This window comes from Marinomonas sp. 63XJN7_7_ISO-PGPR-S23-202 (assembly GCF_056173505.1).
This window is the reverse complement of record NZ_CM149677.1, coordinates 5,108,890-5,131,616: the sequence shown is the minus strand read 5'-3', so window position 1 is coordinate 5,131,616 and position 22,727 is coordinate 5,108,890. Positions and strand designations below refer to the sequence as shown.

Here is a 22,727-nt window from a genome sequence, read left to right as displayed (position 1 = left end):
TAAGAGTTCCTTAAAAAACAGCATGTAGGGATAATAAAAAATGATCGTAAAAAAACTTAGACTCCAAAGGGGCTGGTCGCAAGACCAGCTTTCTCAACTGAGTGGATTGAGTATCAGAACGATTCAACGCATCGAAAAGGGTCAAAATCCAGGACTTGAATCGTTGAAATCTTTAGCAGCTGTTTTTGAACTTCCTATTACAGAACTGCAAGGAGATACCGATATGACCACACAAGATAGAGAGGAAAAATCCGATCATACCATTAGTGTCGAGGAGCGCTTGGCATTTTATCGAGTACAGAAAATGAGAGGTTTTTATATACATCTCACTCAGTATTGCATAATCATTCCCATATTGTTTGCCATCAATTTGTTTACTAATCCTTCCTATATTTGGGCGGTATGGTCCATGTTGGGATGGGGCGTGGGGTTGGCTTTTCATGGCTTACGCGTGTTTAACGTGATTAAGTGGTTCGGCCCTGAATGGGAAAAGCGACAGGTGGAAAAACAGCTTGGTCGCAAGCTTTAAGTGATCATTTTACCCAAGAGCAAGTACGATAAATAAAGAAGTGCTGAAGCGATTTTTTTATCGTGCTTTCTTGGAACTTCCTTTGAGTTGCCATTAAAACTTGCAAAATGGTTTGAGTTCAAACTATTATTTGTCTATGAACTTATAGCAGATGAGGAGTGGGCGTTTATGACAATCAAGGTTGGCTTAATTGGGTTTGGTTTATCCGGACAAGTATTTCATACCCCTTTTGTGATGAATGACCCGCATATGGAAATGACTCATGTATGCAGTTCTAAAGTAGAGGCAGTCCATGCTGTGTTGCCGAATGCCGTCGTCTTACAATCGGTCACGGAAATGTGTCATACACCGAGCATTGACTTGGTGGTGATCACCACGCCCGATAAATTGCACTTTGAACAAGCCAAGCTGGCTTTAGAAAGCGGTAAGCATGTTTTATTGGAAAAGCCATCCGTCACCAGTATTCATCAAATAGAGTATCTGTGTCGCGTTGCAAAACAACAAGGTGTAGTGTTTTGCGTGTATCAAAATCGCCGTTTTGATGGAGATTTCCAACGTTTAAAAGCGTTAATAGACAGTGGTGAAATGGGCGAGCTGAAGCACTTAGATTCGCGTTTTGACCGTTTTCGCCCAGTGGTACAAGATCGTTGGCGAGAGCAGCCAGGCCCTGCTACGGGGGTGCTGTGGGATTTAGGATCGCACTTATTAGATCAAATGTTAGCGCTTTTAGGAGCACCAAAATGGCTGCATGCCAGTATTGATACCCTACGAGAGAATGGAAAAACCTACGACTGGTTTGAAATTGAATTAGGTTATCCTGGTAAACGTATTCGCTTGGGGGCGACACCCTATGAGGCTGGGGAAATGCGCCGCTTCAATGGCCGATTTACTCAAGGTAGTTGGCAATGTGTTGGGTTAGATCCACAAGAGCCAGCGTTACGGTCAGGACAAATGCCATGGCATGAAGGATTTCCCTCTCAAGCGCCACAACAGACACTGACGCGCTTTTTAGCGCACTCACAAGATGATATTGAAGCCATCTCTGAACCCTCAGTCCATGGGGATTATAGCGCTTTCTATGCGCAGCTAAGAGAGGCTATTTTAGGGAAAGGTCGAGCGCCCGTGTCTATGGATCAGGCCTGTCAATTAATCTATGGTTTGTGTCTCGCGGAGCAATCATCAGAAACCGGACAGCGTATGTCGTGGGATTATAAAGCAAGCTATTAATCTGCTATGAGGACAATGATAGTCTCGCGCAATCCATCCTTGATGGTGTATCTGGATCAGTCGAAGAAAAAACGTTTATTCGATATTGGGGAAACGCATTGTCACCCTCAAAACAATAAGCTTAAGAGCATAAAGAACTGAGTGCGAGTTGAACTAAATTAAAAAACACCGCCTCATCGATGTTGGCGGTGTTTTGTTGTCAACAAGTCCCTGTTTTAATGGCTCGATTTGTTTGCTGTGACAATGGCGTTGGCCGTTTGCATGCCGGATAAGGTGGCTGATTCCACGCATCCCATATTAAAGCCATTGAGAATCCAATCCCCCCGTCAATAAGAGACACTACCAGTAAGGAAATATCTTGCTTTGTACTGTGTTGAACACTTTTGATTGCAATAAACATCTATTTAGATGTTTGAGATAGTCTCTTTTGCTAAATATTGTATATTTTTTGTCAACAAAAAGAATATATTGTGTTTAAAATGGGCTTATGAGTCTGATTAGATGCGATAAGTACCTTTGAAAGTATGCTACCGTGTTTAGAATTACGTAGGTGGGAATAAACAATGATCTTAATTCCTGGATATACAACTCAGTCTTTATTATTTGATGGAAGGCACTCATTAGTGCTGCGCGGGGTGAGGAACGAAGATGACTTCCCTGTCATCATCAAATTGTTAAAGCAGGAGTTTCCAAGTGTCGAGCAGTTGAACTGTTTTCGAGAAGAATTTCATCTGCAGCAACGTTTATCCCATCTTGACGGTATTTGTCGTGTGCTGTCCCTAGAAAAGCTGGGACACTCGCTGTTTTTAGTCATGGAAGACATCGGTGGCGAAAGCGTCGCCCAGATATTACAGTCCGGGCCACTGACGCTAGAAGAAACGCTTCAACTGGCCAATCAACTCTCTAATACTTTGGGAGCGATTCATCAAGCACAGGTGATTCATGGTGATATCAATCCAAATAACGTGGTTTGGAACCGAGAAACGGGTGAGTGTTGCCTGATTGATTTTGGTATTGCCAAGGAGTTGTCCACGGCTAAAGATCAGGCCATTCCGGTATTTAGTTTGTCCGGTTCTTTAGGTTATATTTCCCCAGAGCAAACAGGGCGTATGAACCGCATGCTCGATTATCGTTCAGACTTTTATTCTCTGGGAGCCACTTTATACGCGTGTTTGATTGGCGAGCCTCCGTTTACTCATCAAGATCCCATTGAGTTGATTCATAGTCATCTAGCCATTTCCCCAATACCTCTCCATCACGTCGACCAGCGTATTCCGCAAGTGGTTTCCGATATTGTCCTAAAGCTTCTTTCTAAAACCATTGAAGAGCGCTATCAAAGTGCACGTGGTTTGGGATGCGATATTGCCTATTGTTTACAGCAGCTACAAGCAACAGGTGAGATTGAGTCTTTTCCATTAGCCCAGAAGGATTTATTTCCTCAGTTTCAGGTGCCCGAAAAGCTTTATGGTAGGGAGAAAGATATCGCCTACCTTGACGCGGTTGTTGAAAAAAGTGCTTCTGGCAGTGGGGAGTTGTTCCTTGTATCAGGGTATTCTGGAGTGGGGAAATCGTCCTTGATTGAACAAGCCAGACAAGCGGCGCAAACTCACCTCGGTTTTTTTGTCTCTGGTAAATTTGACCAATTTAATCGTGATGTGCCGTATTCTGCCTTGAAGCAAGCCTGCCAGCAGCTGGCGCACCTATTACTTTCCAAAGAAGAGGAGAGTATTGACTACTGGCGTACTCGGCTATTAAGTGTGTTGGGTGAAAATGGTCGTGTTATCACAGACCTAGCGCCGAGTTTTGAGTTGATTATCGGTGAGCAGCCGGAGTTGATCGAGCTATCGGCCATGGATTCGCAAAGCCGTTTTAACTTGATTTTTCCGAAATTTATTCAGCTATTTTGTTCACAAGATCATCCGTTAACCCTCTTCTTTGACGATCTACAATGGGCGGACAGCGCGTCTCTTCGGCTCATAGAAAGTTTGATCACCAGCAGCCAAGCCCATCATTTTTTGGTGATTGGGGCCTATCGAGATAATGAGGTCAGCGTGACGCACCCTCTGTCTTTGATGCTAAAAGAGCTTAGAGAAAATTACGCCAATGTGAATGAGCTGAAATTGCAGCCTCTCACTGAACAAGATGTCAGCGCCTTATTGAGAGATAGCGTGCATCGGGATGATGAACAGCAAGCGCGTTTAGCGGCGCTTTGCTATGGCAAGACATTGGGTAATCCTTTCTTTCTAAAACAGTTTTTAGGGGAACTAAGCAATGAAGGCTTAATTTATTTTGATTCGCAACAGGGGTTATGGCATTGGGATCAGAAGCAAATAGAAAGTCTCGACGTAGCCGATCATATTGTGGATCTCATGGTGAGAAAAATTGAGCATCTATCGGCTGATGCGCAAGCGTTGCTGAAAATAGCCGCCTGTATCGGTAATCGATTTGATACCAATATTCTGGCTTTACTCACAAGCCAAACCGCTGAGCAAATCTCAGATTTGCTTGCAGAGATTCTCGATCAAGGGTTGATTGTCAATTTGGATGAGCCAACACATACTCCACCCTCTCAATTTGGGGCATTGTGTTATAAATTTCTGCATGACCAAGTTCAGCAGGCGGCTTACTACATGTTGCCGGACACTGAGCGCCAGTCATGCCATCTGACAATCGGTTTGGCCCTCCAGCAGCAAGAAGGTGTTTTCCAATTTAGCGAAAGCCTTTTTAGCATAGTTAATCATCTAAACTTGGCCCTCCAGTTACTCGAAGATGAGGAAAAACGGCGTGAATTGGCTGAGCTTAACTTACTGGCATCACAACGAGCCAAAAAAGCCAATGCTTACGAGCCTGCGCTGCATTACATCCAATCCGCTCTTACCATTCTCGAGCACAATGGCTGGGAAGATTATTACTCACTGACCTTGTCCTGTTATAAAGAATGTGCCGAAGTGGAGTTGTTGTGTGGCAATGTTGAAGCTGGCCATCAATATTGTGCACTCCTATTGGAAAAATCGAACACGGTGATGGAAAAGGTCGAGATCTATGCCCATCAGGTTGAACTTTATTCAAACCATGGGCGTTTTCAAGAAGCCCTTGATGTGGGCTGTGAGGCCATTCGCCTACTAGGAGTGGAATGGCCAATAGATGCTGAGGAAATCGAGCAAGCTATGCTCACCGAGTCACAGATCATCGAATCTTATCTAGAGCAAAACACCGTAGAGTCTTTGCTCACTTTGCCCGTCATGCAAGCGACAGATAAGCGCATGTTATGTCAGTTGCTGGGGATGATCTGGGGGCCAGCAATTAACACCAACTTGCCCATGAGCACCTTAGCAGTGGTGAAGCTGGTGGCATTGTCTATTCAATACGGTAATTCAGATGTATCGCCATTTGGTTACACCTGCTATGGCTCCATGCTGAGTATTTTTTACGGGGATTATGAAACAGGTTATCGCTTTGGCCAATTATCGGTTGATCTAGTCGATAACACGGACAACCATAAGTTACGCTGTAAGGTTTATACCATGTTTGCTGTGACCAACAGCCCATGGTCAGCTCCTCTTCACGACAGCATAGCCCTACTCAAGTCGGCATTGAGTGCGGGTATGGATGTGGGAGATCGCATTTTTATCAGTTACAGTGCGTTTCATATCTTAAAAATCATGAAGTTAGCCGGGCTTCCTCTTACGGATGTTATAAAAGAAAGCCTGTATATTCGCCCCATTTTAGAGAGTATCGGTGACCCCAATACCCTAGAGATATTGGAAATCTTGGAAAGGAATACCGCCTTATTGCAAGGCGATAGTCATTCAACAAAGAGCTGGAATGACGAGGGCTTTAATGAGCGCGAGTTTGTTAAGCAAATGGAACAGCAACAACACGCTTTGTGTTTGAATTACTACTACTTAAATAAAATGCAGGAATGCTTTTTATTTGGTCACTATCAACAAGGAAGTGACATGGCCGAGAAAGCCGCCGCGACCTTGGATGCCACCTTTGGTTGGTTTACTAATGCGGATTATTGCTTTATGCAAGGGCTTATCTTGGCTTCCTTGTATGACGAAGAAGAGTCTGAAGAAGAAAAGCGCGCCATTTTATCCAAAATCAACGTGTGCCGCTCGCGCCTTACCGATTGGGCAGCGAATTACCCTGATAATTTTGCCAATAAAGTGCATCTGATTCGAGCAGAGTTAGCTCGCTTACACGGTGATCATGAACAGGCCGTTGATCTATTCGATTTAGCGATTGAGGAGTCCGATAAGCAAGGCTTTTTACATCAAGCGGGGATAGCAAATGAGCTTGCGGCCCGTTATTGGATGCGTCGCGGTAAAAGTAAATTTGCAGGGCTCTATCTAAAAGAAGCCCATCACAACTACATGAGGTGGGGAGCTCAAGCCAAAGTGCTTGCGCTTGAGTTGGCCTTTCCAGAGTTGGTTCGTTCCCGTGAAAACGCAGAGGCTCATAGTACACAGATGAGCGTAACGACGGCGTCGAATAGTTTAGATTTATTGTCCGTTGTTAAAGCCAGTCAAATCATTTCGGAAGAGATTGTTCTTGAGCATCTGCTTGCGAAATTGATGCGCACCATTTTTATGGAAGCGGGGGCGCAGCGGGGAATGCTGGCGTTAAAAATCAATGGCGAATGGCTTATTGAGGCCCAAGGGGAGTTGGATAAAGGAGAAGTGAGTGTGTTACAAGATATTCCCCTGACAGACAATGACAGTTTGTCTTATCCATCGTCAATCTTTTCTTATGTCCGCCGTTCGTTAACACCGTTGATTATTGATAATGCGCAACAAAACGCTGCCTTTGTTAAGGATCCGTATATTGCGAAGCATCAGCCTAAATCCGTACTCTGCTATCCAATAGTGAAACGGGGGAGCGCCCTTGGGCTCTTATATCTTGAAAACAATTTGGTGGCGTCGGCCTTTACTCAAGACCGTCTACAAGTCTTGGCTATTTTGGCTGGGCAAGCGGCTATTTCTATCGACAATGCCTTGGTCTATGCCACCCTTGAAAAACGTGTAGCAGAGCGTACGGAACAATTAAGTTACGCCAAGCGTCAGGCGGAAGAAGCGAATAGAGCGAAGTCGATGTTCTTAGCGACCATGAGTCATGAAATTCGAACGCCTATGAATGCCATCATCGGTATGAGCAAACTGACACAAAAAACGCCGCTTAGTGTTGAACAGAGAGACTTCGTCGATAACATTCTTATATCGGCTGAAGACTTGATGGGGATCATCAACGATATTCTCGACTACTCGAAGATTGAAGCCAAGAAAATGACCATTGAGAACACGACGTTCTCTCTTAAGCAGGTTATTGACCATGTCTTGATGGTGAGCTCGATCAAGGCTCAGGAAAAGCGTCTCAAGCTGGATATCAATATTGCCGATCAAACTCCCGTTGACCTGTTAGGCGATCCACTGCGCATTCAGCAGGTGCTGATTAACTTAATCAATAACGCCATTAAATTTACCGATACAGGGTACGTTAAAATGACGGTGTCGCCGCAGTTCTTAGCGGATGATCAAGAAGTGCTGCGTTTCAGTGTGAAAGATACGGGTGTCGGGATGACATTAGAGCAGCAAGCGTGCTTATTCCAGCCTTTTACCCAAGTCGATGACACCATTACGCGTCGCTATGGTGGGTCTGGGTTAGGCTTGGCCATTTGTCATCAGTTGGTGGATTTGATGAATGGCCGTATCTGGCTAGACAGTGAACTGGGTCAAGGTTCCACATTCCATTTCCAAATCCCCTTACAGCGCAGCCCTCAAAGCCGAGCCTGGAGAAATGACGTTAAGGCCGCTTCTGAGGTGCGTGTATTGACCGCAAATGATGGTGTGATTGCGGAGCATGAACACAGTAAACCTCACTCTCTTGCGGGTAAGACCTTGTTGTTGGTTGACGATAACGCCCTGAATCGTCAAATAGTGGTGAGTTTTCTTGAAGAGTTGGATGTCAGTATTGATATTGCGAAAAATGGTGAAGAGGCGCTGCAAAAGTTGAATCCTGATACGCACCATCTTTTATTAATGGATTTGCAAATGCCAATGATGGATGGTTTTACGGCCACTCGACACATTCGTCAAACCTATCCAGATCTCGACCTTCCCATTATTGCCATGACAGCGAATGCTGGGGTGGAAGACCGACAGCGTTGTCTGGATGCCGGCATGACAGATTACATGTCCAAACCCATTAATCCTGAGGTTCTTCTAGATATGGTGTCGCGCTATATGACGCTGGAGGAGACTGTGATGCCTGCGAAACAGCCTCAGCAAAGCCCGCTCTCGTTTGATGAGCTGATTATGCGTCTTAATCAAGATGTTGGCTTGGAGACCGAGCTTGCCTTGCCGAGGATCTCAGGAAGGCAAGAGGTTTATAAGCAGATTATTCAGGACTTCATTCAAGAAGGTTTGAATAATATGGTGTTGCTCAAGCAGTTTGAGGCATCGGGCCAGCTTGACGATCTGCGTATTTGTATTCACTCGCTTAAGTCCAATGCAGCGTATTTAGGTGCGACACAATTGGAGGAAGAGAGTCGCCAACTAGAAAAATGCTTAGAAGATCAGGCCCCTTACACTGAGCTCTTCGACCGCGTTTGTGGAACCTTATCCAGCTTGTTGGAGAAACTCTATACCGTGGTTGATGAAGTGAAATCGCCCATTCCTGAAACAGAAGAGATTTCTATTGAACTGCTTTTAGAGGAAATTGAGGGTTTATTATTGGCCTCTGATTTCCAGGTGGCGCGTTCGCTGTTACGGTTGAAACAGCACCCTGATGCCGAAAACTGGGTGTCCCAAGTGGACGAGATCATCAGGCTAGTTGATGACATAGAGTTTGAAAGGGCTCGAGATATCGTTTCTAAGCTAAGATTGCAGAGGTAAGCGTTTGTTTTTTGACAAACAAAAGCCCTCTTTTTTAGAGAGAAAGAGGGCTTAAAAAACTCAATAGCAGGGATTATATTGAGACTTATTCTTCCATACTTCCTAGTGCCAGTAGGGTCGCATTACCACCGATTGCGGTGGTGTTGATTGAGACCGCACGCTCTGTCACAAAACGCAAAATGTAATGTGGAGTCGCGATTTTACCTAATGTGTCTAGATTGGTTTCTTCCACTAATTGGCAAATCAGACCACTTTTGTCAGCCAAGCGTTTACTCAAAGACTGAGCCTTGTCGGCATCGCATAAAATAGCGACACCAGCAAGATGATCCGCTTCAATTAATGAATCAACGGCGGACTCGGCGACGTTTTGAATAATACCTTCTGGGACGGCATCCAGAATGGCATCCATGATTTCCTGTCCCATAAGGCCAACTGTGATAACCGGGTTACCAGCCACCAGTGCTGCGAAGATTTGCCCTACCAAGCCAACTTTAGCGTTGTCTGTATCAAAGTCCGACAGGCATAGGAAAGGGCCTCGACCTTGGGTAGCAAGTTCGTTTCTTTCTCCTGTTGGCCCTGGCATCACTAAGGTTTCTGCGATTTCGTGTTGAGCATTATTGAGTTGCCAAACTGCCATTTTACGTTGAGTTTCTGGCAATAGGGTCATGGTGCGAGCCAAGCGCTCAACACGACCATTAACTCCTAATGAATCCCAAGCTTCGAAGGCGCTTCGAGCGACATCAATTTGGATAGGTTGTATGATTGTCATTACCATGTCTCCTTGTTCGCCGACTTAAAGGTATTGTTCAGTCGCGAAACGCTGTAGATAGTGTGGACCACCGGCTTTTGGACCGGTACCAGATAAGCCTTGACCACCAAAGGGTTGCACGCCAACAACGGCACCCACTTGGTCGCGGTTGATGTACAAGTTGCCGACGCGAGCTCGCTGGGCAATGTGCGCGCAGGTGGTTTCGTTACGGCTGTGTACGCCCATGGTTAAACCAAAACCTGAGTTGTTGATGGTGTCGATGATCTTATCCAAGTCTTTTGCTTTATAGCGCACGACATGTAGGATCGGGCCAAATTTTTCATCGGTTAACTGATCAATGCTGGCAATTTCAAAGGCCGTTGGTGGGACAAATGTGCCCTTATCCGCAAACGCGGGTAACGTAGACTGAGCAATCAGTTTGCCTTCTTTTGTCATGTATTCGATGTGATCGAGCAACATCTTTTGTGCTTTTTGATCGATGACAGGGCCCACATCGGTACTGTGGAGCGCGGGTAAACCAACACTTTGCTCGGCCATCGCCCCTTTGATCATAGGGATGATACGGTCGGCCACATCCGCTTGCACAAACATCACCCGAAGGGCGGAACAACGCTGTCCGGCAGAGGCAAAAGCAGAACGAACCGCATCACGAACCACTTGTTCTGGTAACGAGGTTGAGTCGATTAACATGGCGTTTTGCCCACCAGTTTCGGCGATGACTGGGACTGGGGCAACGCCACGGCTTGCCAAGGTACGGTTGATCAATTGCGCCGTACCAGTTGAGCCAGTGAATGCTACGCCAGCAATCCGTTTATCGCTGGTGATAGGGGCACCAACAGAGGCACCATCACCCGGTAGAAGATGTAGCACGTCCCCTGGAACGCCGGCTTTATGGAGCATTTCAACGGCACGAATAGCGATTAAGCTGGTTTGCTCTGCGGGTTTGGCTATCACTGTATTGCCCATCACCAAGGCGGCGACCACTTGGCCTGTGAAGATCGCCAATGGGAAGTTCCAAGGACTGATACAGGTAAAGACACCTCGGCCATTTAAGAGCACATTCTTCTCTTCGCCAAGAAAGTCGGTGTAGGTGGCGGGCGTTGTGAAATGGCTGCGTGCTTGTTGTGCGTAGTAGCGGCAGAAATCCGCGGCTTCACGAACTTCATCGATACTGTCTTGGATGGTCTTACCCGCTTCGCGATGGCAAAGTGCCATCAGCTCTGGGTAGTTTTCCTCCATCAAATCCGCCATTTTTTCTAGGCAATCCGCGCGCTCCGACGCTGGACGAGCGGACCATGCGGGGTAAGCGGCTTCCGCAAGGTCAATTGCTTGGGTAACGGTTGCTTGATCTGCCCAGTCAAGTTGTCCTGCGGTCTCTTCGTGGTTGTAAGGGCTATTCACACTGTGTGTATGGCCTGTATGCACTGGCTTGCCCCCAACAATAGGGTAACCGCGCCATTGGGTATCTTGACCCATAAAGGCGTCGATTTTTGACTGGAATGGACGCCATTCTGATTCGATTTCGATGTTTGGACCGAAGGAGTTTTTACGATCTTCAAACATATCCAGAGGTAATTTTATGAACGGGTTTGCCAAGGTTTTGCGACCTTCCAGTGTGGTCACCGGGTGGTCTACCAATTCAGAAACCGGACAGCGAGCGTCCACTAAACGGTGAACGAAGGAGCTGTTTGCCCCATTTTCTAATAAACGACGAACCAAGTAGGGCAGCAAATCTTTATGGCTACCAACAGGTGCATAGATACGCACGCAAACGTCACTGTCTTTGATGAGACTGTTATAAAGAGCGTCCCCCATGCCGTGTAAACGCTGGAATTCAAAATCTTGGTTTGTGGCTCCTAACTCTTTTGCTAAGCAGCTAATGGCCGCAATAGTGTGCGCGTTGTGGCTGGCAAACTGCGGGAAAATACTGGCACGAGTATGCTCACTTAGTAGGAAGCGTGCACAGGCCAAATAAGACACATCCGTGGATTCTTTACGGGTATAAACTGGGTAGCCGTTAATGCCGCGTTGTTGGCATAGTTTGATTTCTGAGTCCCAGTAAGCGCCTTTCACTAGTCGTAGTGGAATGCGATCACCTTGCTCTTTCGCAAGGGCTGCGATCCAAGCGAGTACTGGCAAGGCGCGTTTAGAGTAGGCCTGAATGACCAGCCCGAACAATCCCCAGCCTTGAGCGACTTCGTCACGGTAGAGCTTTTCGAATAATTTGAGAGACAGCTCTAGACGGTCTGCTTCTTCGGCATCAATGGTGATGCCAACATTCAACGAGCGAGCTTTGCTAATCAGGCTTTTGACACTGTCAAAAAGTTCTGTCATGACACGGTCTTCACAGCCCACTTGATAGCGTGGATGAAGGGCAGATAACTTGATCGAAATGGTTGGACGATGGCCTTTTCCGTAAGTGTCTTGACCAACGGATTCGACGGCTTGCATGTAGGATTTCAGATATTTTTCTGCATCCGATGCGGTCAAGGCCGCTTCACCCAGCATGTCGAAAGAATAGGTGTAGCCTTTGTCGCGGTAGCTTTTACCACGAGAAAGGGCTTCTGAAATGCTGCGACCGAGTACGAATTGGTGCCCCATGATTTTCATGGCTTGGTTCATCGCCTTACGTATCACCGGTTCTGACACGCGGTTAATCATGCGATTCACTAAGTTCGCAGGCTTGCCATCTTGCTCTTCATCCATGGTGACGATTTTGCCAGTTAGCAAGAGCCCCCAAGTGGACGCATTGACAAAGAAAGAGTCTGAGTTTTTGGCGTGGGATGCCCAATCCGCCACACTTAAGCGGTCTTTGATAAAGGCATCGGCCGTTTCTTTGTCCGGCACACGCATCAGAGCTTCGGCGAGACACATCAACAAGATACCTTCTTTGGTATCAAGGCTGTATTCCAACAACAAGGCGTCGATCATGGACATGCTGTCGTCGTCTTTACGAACTTGCTCAATCAAGTGCGTCGCTGCATCCGTGCAATTTTTTAATTCAATATCAGTCGGTTTTGCCAAGGGTAACAATTCATTCAGCCACGCCTCTTCATCCGCTTTATAAAGAGGGGAAATAAGTTGCCATAACTCATTGAGTGGCCGCTGAATGAAGGCTGGTTCTAACACTTCAATTGCTTTAAACATGGTCGGATTCTCCCGCGACAATACAAAAAAAACGGTTCGTTTTTTTTGCTTGGATCGTAAGTTGTTACAGAGCGCTATGCTGTTTCTTGATGTTTTTATTGGTGTAACTTTCTCATGAAACGGCACGACTGGATAGTGAACACACTTTAGTGACAGAACTAAGAAACTGTCTTTCGAAAAAGTCGGTTTTTTTTATAAGAAAGTCCGACCAATCTCCCTTAAATTTACAAAAGACTTAAAAATGAGCGCAAAATAAAGGGATACGTCGTCAATGACCAAAAACAGGGCAAAAAACACACGCAGTGACTTTTGCAAAAAAGTGCGGCCTACATGTCCTAGGAAAACTGTTTTTGGTAACGCAGTGGTGTAATCCCTAATGTTTGAGAGAAGATATTAGTCATCGCACTTTGGCTGGAAAAACCACACATTTCAGCGGTCTGAATGGGTGGAACCCCTTCGCTTAATAATTTTTGTGCGCGTTCTATACGTTTACGCATTAAGTATTGGTGTGGTGTGATACCTGTGCGTTCTTTAAAGCGTTCGTGAAACTGACTAACACTTAAAAAACAAAAATTGGCCAATTGATTAATGTGTACACGACGAGATAAATTCAGTTCAATAAATTGGTCCAGCTTATCAATGTCGAGATGGTTGCCGCGTTGACGAACATCTTTGTTGTTATTAAGTTGGTGACGGATAGCACTCAATAACGTGTTGCCACAAGCACGAGCTAAAATCAGATCGTTTGGGTACTGTTGAAGTTCACCTGACAATGCAGAGGCTAAAATTTGTAATCGAGGGTTTAATTGGAAATAGGCGGCTTTATCAAATAAGCGGGAGACGATCTCGTATTCTTCGTCGGTAATCGCTTTTTGTGGCGGAATCGGCAGATTGACCACCATGATTCGATTTTCCCCAAGCCCCGCAAAGGCATGACTATCCGATGATGGCAGAATGCATCCACCACCCGTCTGCAGTTCTCTGCTGTTACCTTCGATATCGAAGTCGGTGCTGCCGTCCACGACTACGACCAACTGGTGGTAATCGTGCTCGTGAGCATCGGCCTCGTTAGGTAAGCTGAACACATCTGAATCAGAAGGAGTCAAAATTACGAGCCTATGATACGAGTAATGATATTTCAGTATAGCGGTCTTATAAGGTCTTGAGTAGGGTTATTCGAAGGATATACCCTTTATTGAGCAAAAAAACGAGCAAAAAAGTCAGGACCATTTTTAGACTGAATGGGAGCAGGCTTCCGCATATTTCTCTATAATTTGAACGCCTAAACAGCCAAGGCGTCTTTACATTGGCTCTTGTCTTGAGATGCAAAGGCGCTTTGGCGTATAGGTTTTGTAAAACCTGGTTATTGATGAAAACCTGGTTTGACTTTGACCACCAGATTGCCAAGCGCGCCAGGCAGCAGGACATCTTCGTGAGCTTGGCCTAAATCGTTTAAGGCATAAACTTTGCGAATCACCGGTTTGAGTTCGCCACTTTCAAAGTGTGGTAGCAAGGATGAGGCAATCAGTGCTAATGCTTCAGGATTGACGTTGGCTAAGGCAACACCAACCACCGAAGCGTCTCGAGCCATCAAATCACGAGGGTTAATCTCGACGGTGCCGCGATTACCAACAATCGCCACACATCCTCCAAAACTCAGGGCTTTTAAGTCTTCTGATAGGTTATGGTTGGCGAGCATCTCGATGATCACGTCAAAGCCATTTTCCAAGTTTTGAAAAGGGGCTAAATAGCCTTCTTCGTTATGCATAATCACATGGGTCACCCCAAGCTGACGCAGTAACTCTGCCCCAGCAGGCGTACCCGCACTGGCAAAGACCTCCATGCCATTCAATAATGCTAATTGCACACAGGCAGTACCCACTGCACCGGTTGCTCCGTGGATGAGGACTTTATAACCTGTTTGTGCCTTTGCTCGGCCAAATAACGCCCGGTGAGCGGTCGTAAAAGGTATACCGATACAGGCTCCTTCTTCAAACGTTAAGGCATTGGCTAAAGGAAAGGTATGAGTGGGCAGACAAGCGGCAAATTGGGCACAAGACCCTGTCAGGTTACGGGTAAAGTAAACGCGTTGACCCAGTTCAAAGCCCGTGACGTTATTGCCCAACTGGACAATAGTGCCAGCACCGTCAGAACCTGGTGTGTGAGGAAAGGTTGTTGTGTAATTATTGGTACCAGAACGAATGTAAGTGTCAACAGGATTAACGCCCGCCGCGCTGACTTCTACCAGTATTTGATCGTCATTAATACTGGGCTGATTGACGTTGTTAAGTGTTAAGTCGCTGGCTGGACCATAGTCCTTGATTTGCATCGCTTTCATTGTGAATGATCCTAAGACTATTAAAGGTGGCTTGAGAATAAGGTCTATTTGCTTTCTCAGCAAGGTTGTTTATGTCATTACGATAAGGTGATACTGTGACAAAAAGTCAGGTGACGCAGAAAAAATGATTTTTCAGTGGGTGGTTTTGTTGCATGCCGTTTCCTCTGCAATAGGATGTTTTTACAAGAGAATTTTATGTCAGCAAGCATGTTGTCATATTTTTGTCATGTGATCACTTTATAGTCTTGTAAAGGAATACGTTATGATTGGTCGCGCCGATCAGTCAAACCCTCCCGCAGCCATATTGATAACCTTTTGATAGGAAGATATCAATATGTACTAGGGAGTTGTCAGACTCAAGGTATGCGATACCCGACTGACTTTCTTTGGCGATATGACCTCTTGTTTACCAGTATAAGTAAGCAAACAACAGACTGACACCGCTAACGTTAGGCGGAGGGTATAAATACTATGAAAGAGTTAACCACAGATCATACTTCGCAACAGTTTAATAATGAACTGGAGACCTTACGCCAGCACTTTCTGACGATGGGAGGTGTGGTAGAAGAGCAAGTACAGGATTCGCTTCAAGCCTTTTTGGATAGCAATGGTTCTCTCGCTCAAGACGTTAAAAACAAAGATATAACGGTGAATGAGCTAGATGGCATTATCGATGAAGAATGTACTCGTATCCTCGCGAAACGTCAGCCAGCCGCTGGTGACTTGCGTATGATCTTGTCTATCAGCAAAGCGGTCAGTGAACTTGAACGTATTGGTGATGAAGCGAAAAAGATTGCTAACTTGACCATGCAGTTGATTGATGAAGGGGAATCCCCCCGTGGCTACGTCGAGATTAACCGTATTGGTACCATGGTTTCCCGAATGATCCATGACACATTGGATGCCTATGCCCGTTTAGATATTGATGCCGCCATTAAGGTGGCGAAGCAAGATCGTAACGTGGATATGGAATACAAAACGGCATTGCGTTCTTTAGTGACCTACATGATGGAAGACCCACGCAGCATTACGCGCGTTTTTCATGTGATCTGGATTTTACGTTCTTTAGAGCGTATTGGTGATCATACTCGCCATGTATGTCAGCATCTTATTTTCCTAGTGAAGGGGATTGATGTTCGCCATATGTCGATGGATAAAATCGACGCACAGGTCAAAACCCAATCTGAATAATTTGCTAACAGGTTTGGGGCTTTATAAAACAGCCTAGCGGTTAAGCCGCTGGGCTTTTTTGTTTTTTATCATTGGCTCTTGGCGTTGCTTTCTCTATGATCGGGTTTTATTTATGGACTAGGTGAAAACGATGTTTGAGATAGAAGTTGATTCAAACACCCCATTAGATGTGTTTTATCAAACCCTAAACAGTCAGTTAGCATCCTTATTAGATGGCGAAAGAGATTTGATTTGCAACGCGGCGCAGTTTGCTGCTTTTGTGATGCAAACCATTCCAGAGCTCAACTGGGCTGGGTTTTATTTTGCTCGAGATAAGCAATTAGTACTTGGGCCCTATGTTGGGAAAGTCGCTTGTACCCGTATCCCATTTGGCCGTGGTGTGTGTGGTGTGGCGGCACACAACCAGACAACGCAGCGAGTAGAAGATGTGCATGCCTTTGAAGGACACATTGCTTGTGATTCCGCCTCAGCCTCTGAAGTCGTGATTCCCATGGTTTATGAGGGGGATCTTATCGGTGTGTTTGATATAGACAGCCCGAAAGTAGGGCGTTTCTCGCAAGCAGATCAAGAGGGGTTAGAGGCTTTAGTGACGACTTTTATTGAGTCAACCGATCTTGAGTGGTCATTTTAGTGGGAGACGAATATTGATCAATGTGTCTGCTCAAGGTAGACATTGAGATCTTGGATCGCTCTGTTGACATGAGCTTTGATGGCGTTCAGATTGTTTGGTAGGGGGAAGTGCTCGGTTTGCGCTTCTCTCGCGGCTTTCTCAAGCGCCTCAAAGTCCTTTGATAGGGAAAGTAAAGCAAGATTTCCCGAGGAGGACTTAAGTGCATGACAGATCTCCGCAACGGTGGCGAGGTCCTGTTGCACCCATGCGGACTCTAGTAAAGCCATTTTTTCTTGGCAGTCCTGTTCAAACACGCGGCGCACTTCGTTCACCATATTTTTATCTAACATGGTAATTAAGCTGCTTAAGACAGTTTGGTCAATTTCACTCACTTTCTCTCCTAGAACTTTGTGTTGGCGAATATCCTGAAGTGATATGCTAACTGTATTGTACGATGAGTTTCTCTACTTTGCTTTGAGTCAATGGATAGAAAAAGTCTCCTCCATTGCCTTCAGTGTTCTCTTCTTCTGCCGACATTAGTGTGCCGTACAGTACGGGTTTACCATTATCACTCCATTGTTGAATGTCGTTTTCCATTTCTTGCGATAAGGCATCGGTGTGGATGATGATGACATCAAAATCCTCTTCTGATGGGTAATGTTGAGAGTCATATAATATGGCCTCAATATTCATTTTAGCCAGTTGTAGCACTAATGTGTTCGTTAAAATAGGGTCTGTTTCAAACAGGAGCACCCGTTTGATGGTATGGCTTCGGAGAGGCGTTGGTAGAGGTTGGCAATCACAGGTGATGTGAAAGGGAATATCGATCCAAAACTCGCTGCCATGATCCTCCTCACTCGTAAAGTGGATGTCACCTTGCATGTGTTCAACCAGCTTATAGCAAAAGGCCAAGCCAAGACCGACTTCTTCATGGAAGGGGGACTCTTCTTTGCTTGGAGTGAAGGGGTTTTTGTTGCGTAATGCTGTCTGTAAACTGTTTGGCATGCCAATGCCATTGTCTTGTACGACCATGCGCATCATTTGCTGACCAGCTTGGGAAGAAGGGGATTCGTTGTCGGATGGACGAATGTGGATACTGATGCTGCCTCCCTGTGGCGTATAGGTAATGGCATTTTGTAAAAAGGCTGAGAGAATGTCGTTAAAGCGTTTAAAGTCCAGTGAAACCGTAGATTGAATAAAAGGGTCAACATATGTGGCGAGTTTTAAGCCTTTTCTATGTATCTGCGGTGCCATTGATAGAACACAACTTTCCATAAACTGTTCTAGATTATCGGTTGTGTATTTGAGATCCAGCTTATTCGCCTCAAGTAAGGCAATATCAGTGAACATATTGAGTGTGGTCATCAGTTGTTGGCTCGATTCTTTAATATGATTAGACATCTGCTCCTTACTGGCCTGATGATCAGTTTTGATAAAGTTTTCAGATGAGGTGGACAAGGCCTGAATCGATGGACGCATCTCTTGCTCTATCATAACGAGTTTTTGGGCTTGCTCTTCTTTAATATTCAAAATCCGCTGGGTCAATTGCTGGTTTTGTTTGAAGGCTTTTTTATACTGTTGATAACTCCTGATCAGGTAAATCAAAAGCAAACTTAATGAGAGTAAAAAGCCGCCAATCATCCATTGAATATGACGCAAGTTATCGCCAAGGTGGCGTCGTTGTATTGCGATGTATTTATTGGTGTCTCGGCTGACGAGCACCGTGAGTTCGTTGACTTGCTTGTCAAGATGGTGCATGCGCTCCACCATACTGTCTAAGTAAGACAGGTCGCCATTTTCTACTTTGGTCAGGTTGAGACTAATGAGTTCTAATTCGCCCGTGATGATATTGAGAAGTCGTAATGTTCTTCCGCCAGTAATGCCTCGAATCAAATAGCCCACATCCCCATTTCGCAATAAATCAAGCCGGCTCATGAGCAGCTCGTATTGATTGTATGCTTCGCCTTTAAGAGGTAAGTCTGAGGGTTTGATTTGAATAAGGTAATTCACAAAACGATAGGATTGCAGCTGAAACTGTAAGGCATTCCATAAAGAGCTTTCGTAAATGCGCTGTTGTGTGGCTTTGGTGCCTTCGGAAGCATAGAAAAAAATGCCGCCAGCAAAGAACACGGTGCTGAAAAGCAATGAGAGAAAACCCAGTACGCACCACTTCTTAAAGGGCAGTTTCTCACGGTTGAATTGGCGTAACATTCGCGGTTAGTCCTGTGGGCTTGAGAGAATTTCGATGTATCTTGCCTGCCATATGGAGCGCCAGTAATAGACTTCATTTTTCAGTTCAGGATGATCATCAAACGGATAGATGACTAAGATTGGCCCTAAATCTCGGATGCTAATAGGGTGACCATCTTTTTTAATCGCAAAAATGGCGCCATGTTTGACAAAATCGCTGACGGGGATGTCGATAATATACTGATTAAGAGCCGTGATTCTTAATAAAGTTCCTTTACTGTCGACTTGCTTGAGTAGATCGGAGGCGGAAAAGCCTGTGTAGGTATCTTTTTTATTGGTCCAAGGGACGCTGGTGGTAAAACTCTTTTGGGGGAGTTTTTCAAGCGTTTCCATATCGAAATTGGCTTGTTGGTCATCGTTGGTTTTTTCCAATATTCCCGACAATGACAACACAACAGGACCTTTTGGGGATTCTAACGCATACGCTGTTGGTAAATAGCATGTAACAGTGAGGCAAGCCCAAAAAAAGAGGAAGCGCATAATAAGTCCCTTAACGTGTTCTCATTAGAAAATGCTGCTCGCGACTTCATGCAAGATTCCCGATGCCTCATAAAGAACATCGCAAAAAGATAGCGAAAACGTATTCAAGTATTACTGAAGAATCAGCTTATAGTGTAGTGCTTTATTCTAAATCAATGTCAAGATTTTCTAAAGATCTTGCGCCTCGCGGTGTCGCTTTACCTGAACAGCGCTCCTATCTAGTCGTTGTCGTCATCTTATTCATTGTCAGTGATTCAAAGCCTGATAACGGCCAGAAAAATAAAAAACTGCACCTACTTAGTAAGTGCAGTTGATTTCGGGTCTCGTTCTGTTATTAACAGCGAGAAAGTCGGTTTAGGCTATCTCTGCTAAACGCAGACAGGCGGCCTGGTGTTCGCTGGACAGGTTTTCTAAAACCGGTTTTTGACTCGCACAATCTTCATTGGCGTGAGGGCAACGAGTACGGAAGACGCAGCCTGAAGGAGGATTAATCGGTGAGGGTAAATCCCCAGTGAGTAGTTGGATCTTTTTGCCTCGTTCATACTGCGGATCGGGTACCGGGACGGCAGACAATAGGGCTTTGGTATAAGGATGACGTGGTGTGTCATACAGCGAGTGTTTGCTCGCTAGTTCCACTGCATTGCCTAGATACATCACAAGGACACGATCGGAAATGTGCTTCACAACACTTAAATCGTGGGCGATGAATACCAAAGACAAGCCCATTTCCTCTTGCAGTTCTTTCAGCAAGTTGACGACTTGTGCTTGGATCGACACATCCAACGCAGATACTGGCTCATCACACACCACAAGTTTTGGCTTGAGAATCAAGGCGCGAGCAATGCCGATACGCTGACACTGACCACCGGAGAACTCATGGGGGTAGCGGTTGATCACGTTGGGGAGAAGACCAACACGATCCATGATAGCGCGTACTTGATCTTTGACTTCTTGCTTCGACAAATGGGGCTTAAACGTGCGTAGCGGCTCAGCGATGATGTCACCAACCGTCATACGAGGATTTAACGACGCCAATGGATCCTGAAAGATCATTTGCAGTTCTTGGCGTTTATCTCGCATTTGCTTTTTGTTTAGATCGGTTAAGTCTTGTCCTAACCAAACCACGCTACCATCGGTAATGGGCACAAGACGTAATAGCGCGCGAGCAAGGGTGGATTTACCACAGCCGGACTCTCCCACCACACCAAGGGTTTCACCTTCGTAAATGGTCAGATTGACACCATCGACGGCTTTTAGTGCCAGTCCTGGTGTCCATGGCCAAGCGTTGTCTGCGGTGATGTTGAAGTGAACTTTTAAGTTTTTCACTTCCATTAATACTTTGTCAGTTGCTGTACTCATGACGCCACCTCCCAATTCACCGGTTTGTGACAAGCGCGTAATTTGCCAGGTTGATATTCTTCCAAAATAGGCGATTCTTTACGGCAGCGATCTTCCGCGTATAGGCAACGCTCTTGGAAGGGGCAACCTGCCGGAAGGTTGAGTAAGTTGGGTGGGTTACCCGCGATTGTTGCCAGCGCGCCACCATCGCCATCAAGACGAGGAATGGCTTCCAATAACCCTTTTGTATAAGGGTGTGTTGGGCGATAGAACACATCTTCTGTTTGGCCGTATTCCATGGTACGACCAGCATACATGACCAACACTTTGTCACATAAACCAGCCACCACACCCAAATCATGGGTAATCATAATGATGGAGGTATTAAAGTCGGCTTTTAACTCGTTCAATAGGGTCAAAATCTGCGCTTGTACTGTCACGTCCAATGCGGTGGTGGGCTCATCGGCAATTAACAGTTTTGGCTCGCATAACAAGGCCATAGCGATCATGACACGTTGGCGCATGCCACCTGAAAACTCGTGAGGATACATATTCATACGTTTACGGGCTTCTGGCATTTTCACCGCATCGAGCATTTTTACGGATCTTTCAAAGGCGTCCGCTTTACTCAACCCTTTATGCAGAAGCAATACTTCCATTAACTGCTTGCCAACCTTCATATAGGGATTCAATGACGTCATTGGATCTTGGAAGATCATGGCAATTTTTTCGGAGCGAATATGGTTCATGGCTTTTTCGTCGAGGGTTAGAATATTTTGCCCTCCAAAACGGGCTTCTCCCTCAATCACGCCATTACCTGCCAGCAGACCCATCAAGGCAAACGCGGTTTGGCTTTTTCCCGAGCCGGATTCGCCAACGATGCCCAAGGTTTCCCCTTGAGCCAGGTCAAATGTTAAATTGTTAACCGCTGTCACAAGTCCATCTGGTGTTTTGAAATTAACACGCAGATTATCGACTTCTAAAATATTCTCTTTCTTCATAGTTGTCATACCATCCTCCTAGCGGTCTTTTGGATCTAGTGCGTCGCGTAAACCGTCGCCTAGGAAGTTAAAACAAAACAGTGTGACAACCAGAAAGCCCAAAGGCCAAGCCAATTGCCAGACAGCGATGTCCATGTTTGGCGCCCCTTCAGCAATCAACGCCCCCCAACTGGTCATTGGCTCTTGTACCCCAAGACCTAAGAAGCTAATAAAGGATTCCAACAGAATCATATTAGGGATCAGTAAGGTCGCATAAACGATAACCACGCCCAGTACGTTTGGCACAATGTGACGGACAATGATTTTCGGTGTCGACACCCCACAAGCGTAGGCGGCTTCGATGTATTCTTTGTTTTTCAAACTCAGGGTTTGCCCACGGACAATACGTGCCATATCCAACCAGGACACAGCCCCGATTGCCACGAAAATTAGCAAAATATTACGACCAAATACCGTCATCAAAATGATCACGAAAAACATAAAAGGGAACGAGTATAGAATCTCCAGGAAACGCATCATTATGCTGTCTACTTTGCCACCTAAATAACCTGATGTGGCACCATAAAGCGTCCCGATCACGACCGCAACAAAACTGCCTAAAACCCCGACCATCAAAGAGATCTGGCCTCCTTGCATGGTACGTACAAAAATATCGCGGCCTAGGGGATCGGTACCAAAATAGTGACCATTGGCAATACTGGGTCGTCCTAGCTTAGAGATATCAGATAACGCGCTCCAGTCGATAGCAGCATAGTTCCAAGGGCTCAATAGCGGGCCAAAAATGGATAGGGCAGCAATAATCACCAATATTATTAAGCTAATTACCGCGGCTTTATTGGTGAAGAAGCGACGGCGAGCATCCTGCCATAAGCTGCGACCTTCCACTTCGACAACTTGTCCGGCAAACTTCTCGACAGCCGCGACTTTTTCTTTATTTGTCATCATAGTCAAATG

General features: G+C 45.7%; 16 protein-coding genes and 1 pseudogene. 7 read left to right on the top strand and 10 right to left on the bottom strand.

Annotation, left to right across the window (positions count from 1 at the left end; translation table 11 throughout):
• Nucleotides 1-40 precede the first annotated feature (40 nt).
• From AC0VYG_RS23605 to AC0VYG_RS23590, 4 genes and pseudogenes are all read left to right on the top strand, one after another.
• A pseudogene (locus AC0VYG_RS23605) lies at nucleotides 41-196 on the top strand (helix-turn-helix domain-containing protein); the annotation flags it as partial.
• A gap of 27 nt (nucleotides 197-223) precedes the next feature.
• Entirely contained in the window at nucleotides 224-529 is a 306-nt protein-coding gene (locus AC0VYG_RS23600) for a 2TM domain-containing protein (protein WP_475432564.1), read from the top strand.
• 168 nt (nucleotides 530-697) lie between these two features.
• Nucleotides 698-1,756: a Gfo/Idh/MocA family oxidoreductase gene (locus AC0VYG_RS23595; RefSeq protein WP_475430268.1), complete on the top strand. Its 1,059-nt coding sequence runs from the start codon at nucleotides 698-700 to the stop codon at nucleotides 1,754-1,756.
• A 563-nt stretch (nucleotides 1,757-2,319) separates the two neighbouring features.
• Nucleotides 2,320-8,649: an AAA family ATPase gene (locus tag AC0VYG_RS23590; protein WP_475430267.1), complete on the top strand. Its 6,330-nt coding sequence runs from the start codon at nucleotides 2,320-2,322 to the stop codon at nucleotides 8,647-8,649.
• A gap of 85 nt (nucleotides 8,650-8,734) precedes the next feature.
• On the opposite strand, the gene AC0VYG_RS23585 is transcribed toward AC0VYG_RS23590, so the two are convergent.
• From AC0VYG_RS23585 to AC0VYG_RS23570, 4 genes are all read right to left on the bottom strand, one after another.
• Nucleotides 8,735-9,418, bottom strand: a complete 684-nt coding sequence (locus AC0VYG_RS23585) for a 1-pyrroline-5-carboxylate dehydrogenase (protein WP_067011685.1) — start codon at nucleotides 9,416-9,418, stop codon at nucleotides 8,735-8,737.
• A gap of 24 nt (nucleotides 9,419-9,442) precedes the next feature.
• Nucleotides 9,443-12,565, bottom strand: coding sequence for a bifunctional proline dehydrogenase/L-glutamate gamma-semialdehyde dehydrogenase PutA (gene putA / locus AC0VYG_RS23580; RefSeq protein WP_475430266.1), 3,123 nt, complete (start codon nucleotides 12,563-12,565; stop codon nucleotides 9,443-9,445).
• 335 nt (nucleotides 12,566-12,900) lie between these two features.
• On the bottom strand, nucleotides 12,901-13,671 hold the full coding sequence (locus tag AC0VYG_RS23575) for an AraC family transcriptional regulator (protein WP_475430265.1): 771 nt from the start codon (nucleotides 13,669-13,671) through the stop codon (nucleotides 12,901-12,903).
• 257 nt (nucleotides 13,672-13,928) lie between these two features.
• Nucleotides 13,929-14,903, bottom strand: coding sequence for an NADPH:quinone reductase (locus tag AC0VYG_RS23570; RefSeq protein WP_475430264.1), 975 nt, complete (start codon nucleotides 14,901-14,903; stop codon nucleotides 13,929-13,931).
• A gap of 471 nt (nucleotides 14,904-15,374) precedes the next feature.
• Between AC0VYG_RS23570 and phoU the strand changes: the two genes are divergently transcribed.
• Together phoU and AC0VYG_RS23560 are read left to right on the top strand one after the other, a co-directional pair.
• A complete protein-coding gene (gene phoU / locus AC0VYG_RS23565) occupies nucleotides 15,375-16,094 on the top strand; it encodes a phosphate signaling complex protein PhoU (RefSeq protein ID WP_475430263.1) in 720 nt (239 codons plus the stop codon).
• 130 nt (nucleotides 16,095-16,224) lie between these two features.
• Nucleotides 16,225-16,725, top strand: a complete 501-nt coding sequence (locus AC0VYG_RS23560; RefSeq protein ID WP_475430262.1) for a GAF domain-containing protein — start codon at nucleotides 16,225-16,227, stop codon at nucleotides 16,723-16,725.
• Between the two features lie 17 nt (nucleotides 16,726-16,742).
• On the opposite strand, the gene AC0VYG_RS23555 is transcribed toward AC0VYG_RS23560, so the two are convergent.
• From AC0VYG_RS23555 to AC0VYG_RS23545, 3 genes are read right to left on the bottom strand one after another with little or no spacing between them, the layout of a single operon-like run.
• A complete protein-coding gene (locus AC0VYG_RS23555; protein WP_475430261.1) occupies nucleotides 16,743-17,096 on the bottom strand; it encodes an Hpt domain-containing protein in 354 nt (117 codons plus the stop codon).
• Between the two features lie 46 nt (nucleotides 17,097-17,142).
• Complete coding sequence (locus AC0VYG_RS23550) at nucleotides 17,143-18,915, bottom strand: sensor histidine kinase (RefSeq protein WP_475430260.1); 1,773 nt, start codon at nucleotides 18,913-18,915, stop codon at nucleotides 17,143-17,145.
• A 6-nt stretch (nucleotides 18,916-18,921) separates the two neighbouring features.
• Nucleotides 18,922-19,434: a putative pterin-binding protein gene (locus tag AC0VYG_RS23545; RefSeq protein WP_475430259.1), complete on the bottom strand. Its 513-nt coding sequence runs from the start codon at nucleotides 19,432-19,434 to the stop codon at nucleotides 18,922-18,924.
• A 62-nt stretch (nucleotides 19,435-19,496) separates the two neighbouring features.
• Between AC0VYG_RS23545 and AC0VYG_RS23540 the strand changes: the two genes are divergently transcribed.
• Nucleotides 19,497-19,748, top strand: coding sequence for a hypothetical protein (locus AC0VYG_RS23540; RefSeq protein WP_475430258.1), 252 nt, complete (start codon nucleotides 19,497-19,499; stop codon nucleotides 19,746-19,748).
• A 40-nt stretch (nucleotides 19,749-19,788) separates the two neighbouring features.
• Here the strand turns inward: AC0VYG_RS23540 and oppF are convergent, their stop codons facing one another.
• Genes oppF through oppC form a run of 3 tightly spaced genes read right to left on the bottom strand, consistent with a single transcriptional unit; the run spans nucleotide 19,789 to nucleotide 22,718 of the window.
• The gene (gene oppF, locus AC0VYG_RS23535) at nucleotides 19,789-20,793 is read right to left on the bottom strand and encodes a murein tripeptide/oligopeptide ABC transporter ATP binding protein OppF (protein ID WP_475430257.1); all 1,005 of its coding nucleotides are present in this window, start codon (nucleotides 20,791-20,793) and stop codon (nucleotides 19,789-19,791) included.
• A complete protein-coding gene (gene oppD / locus AC0VYG_RS23530; RefSeq protein ID WP_475430256.1) occupies nucleotides 20,790-21,782 on the bottom strand; it encodes an oligopeptide ABC transporter ATP-binding protein OppD in 993 nt (330 codons plus the stop codon). The genes oppF and oppD overlap by 4 nt, the downstream gene beginning before the upstream one ends.
• Nucleotides 21,783-21,791: 9 nt before the next feature.
• Nucleotides 21,792-22,718: an oligopeptide ABC transporter permease OppC gene (gene oppC / locus AC0VYG_RS23525; protein ID WP_475430255.1), complete on the bottom strand. Its 927-nt coding sequence runs from the start codon at nucleotides 22,716-22,718 to the stop codon at nucleotides 21,792-21,794.
• Nucleotides 22,719-22,727: the final 9 nt, after the last annotated feature.

What these genes read in the sequence shown, in the direction of transcription:
- AC0VYG_RS23585 (WP_067011685.1), bottom strand. Translation starts at nt 9,418, where the DNA reads ATGACAATCATACAACCTATCCAAATTGATGTCGCTCGAAGCGCCTTC.
- AC0VYG_RS23590 (WP_475430267.1), top strand. Translation starts at nt 2,320, where the DNA reads ATGATCTTAATTCCTGGATATACAACTCAGTCTTTATTATTTGATGGA.
- AC0VYG_RS23570 (WP_475430264.1), bottom strand. Translation starts at nt 14,903, where the DNA reads ATGAAAGCGATGCAAATCAAGGACTATGGTCCAGCCAGCGACTTAACA.
- AC0VYG_RS23540 (WP_475430258.1), top strand. Translation starts at nt 19,497, where the DNA reads ATGCCTCATAAAGAACATCGCAAAAAGATAGCGAAAACGTATTCAAGT.
- oppC (WP_475430255.1), bottom strand. Translation starts at nt 22,718, where the DNA reads ATGATGACAAATAAAGAAAAAGTCGCGGCTGTCGAGAAGTTTGCCGGA.
- oppF (WP_475430257.1), bottom strand. Translation starts at nt 20,793, where the DNA reads ATGAGTACAGCAACTGACAAAGTATTAATGGAAGTGAAAAACTTAAAA.
- phoU (WP_475430263.1), top strand. Translation starts at nt 15,375, where the DNA reads ATGAAAGAGTTAACCACAGATCATACTTCGCAACAGTTTAATAATGAA.
- oppD (WP_475430256.1), bottom strand. Translation starts at nt 21,782, where the DNA reads ATGACAACTATGAAGAAAGAGAATATTTTAGAAGTCGATAATCTGCGT.
- AC0VYG_RS23550 (WP_475430260.1), bottom strand. Translation starts at nt 18,915, where the DNA reads ATGTTACGCCAATTCAACCGTGAGAAACTGCCCTTTAAGAAGTGGTGC.
- AC0VYG_RS23545 (WP_475430259.1), bottom strand. Translation starts at nt 19,434, where the DNA reads ATGCGCTTCCTCTTTTTTTGGGCTTGCCTCACTGTTACATGCTATTTA.
- AC0VYG_RS23600 (WP_475432564.1), top strand. Translation starts at nt 224, where the DNA reads ATGACCACACAAGATAGAGAGGAAAAATCCGATCATACCATTAGTGTC.
- AC0VYG_RS23560 (WP_475430262.1), top strand. Translation starts at nt 16,225, where the DNA reads ATGTTTGAGATAGAAGTTGATTCAAACACCCCATTAGATGTGTTTTAT.
- AC0VYG_RS23595 (WP_475430268.1), top strand. Translation starts at nt 698, where the DNA reads ATGACAATCAAGGTTGGCTTAATTGGGTTTGGTTTATCCGGACAAGTA.
- putA (WP_475430266.1), bottom strand. Translation starts at nt 12,565, where the DNA reads ATGTTTAAAGCAATTGAAGTGTTAGAACCAGCCTTCATTCAGCGGCCA.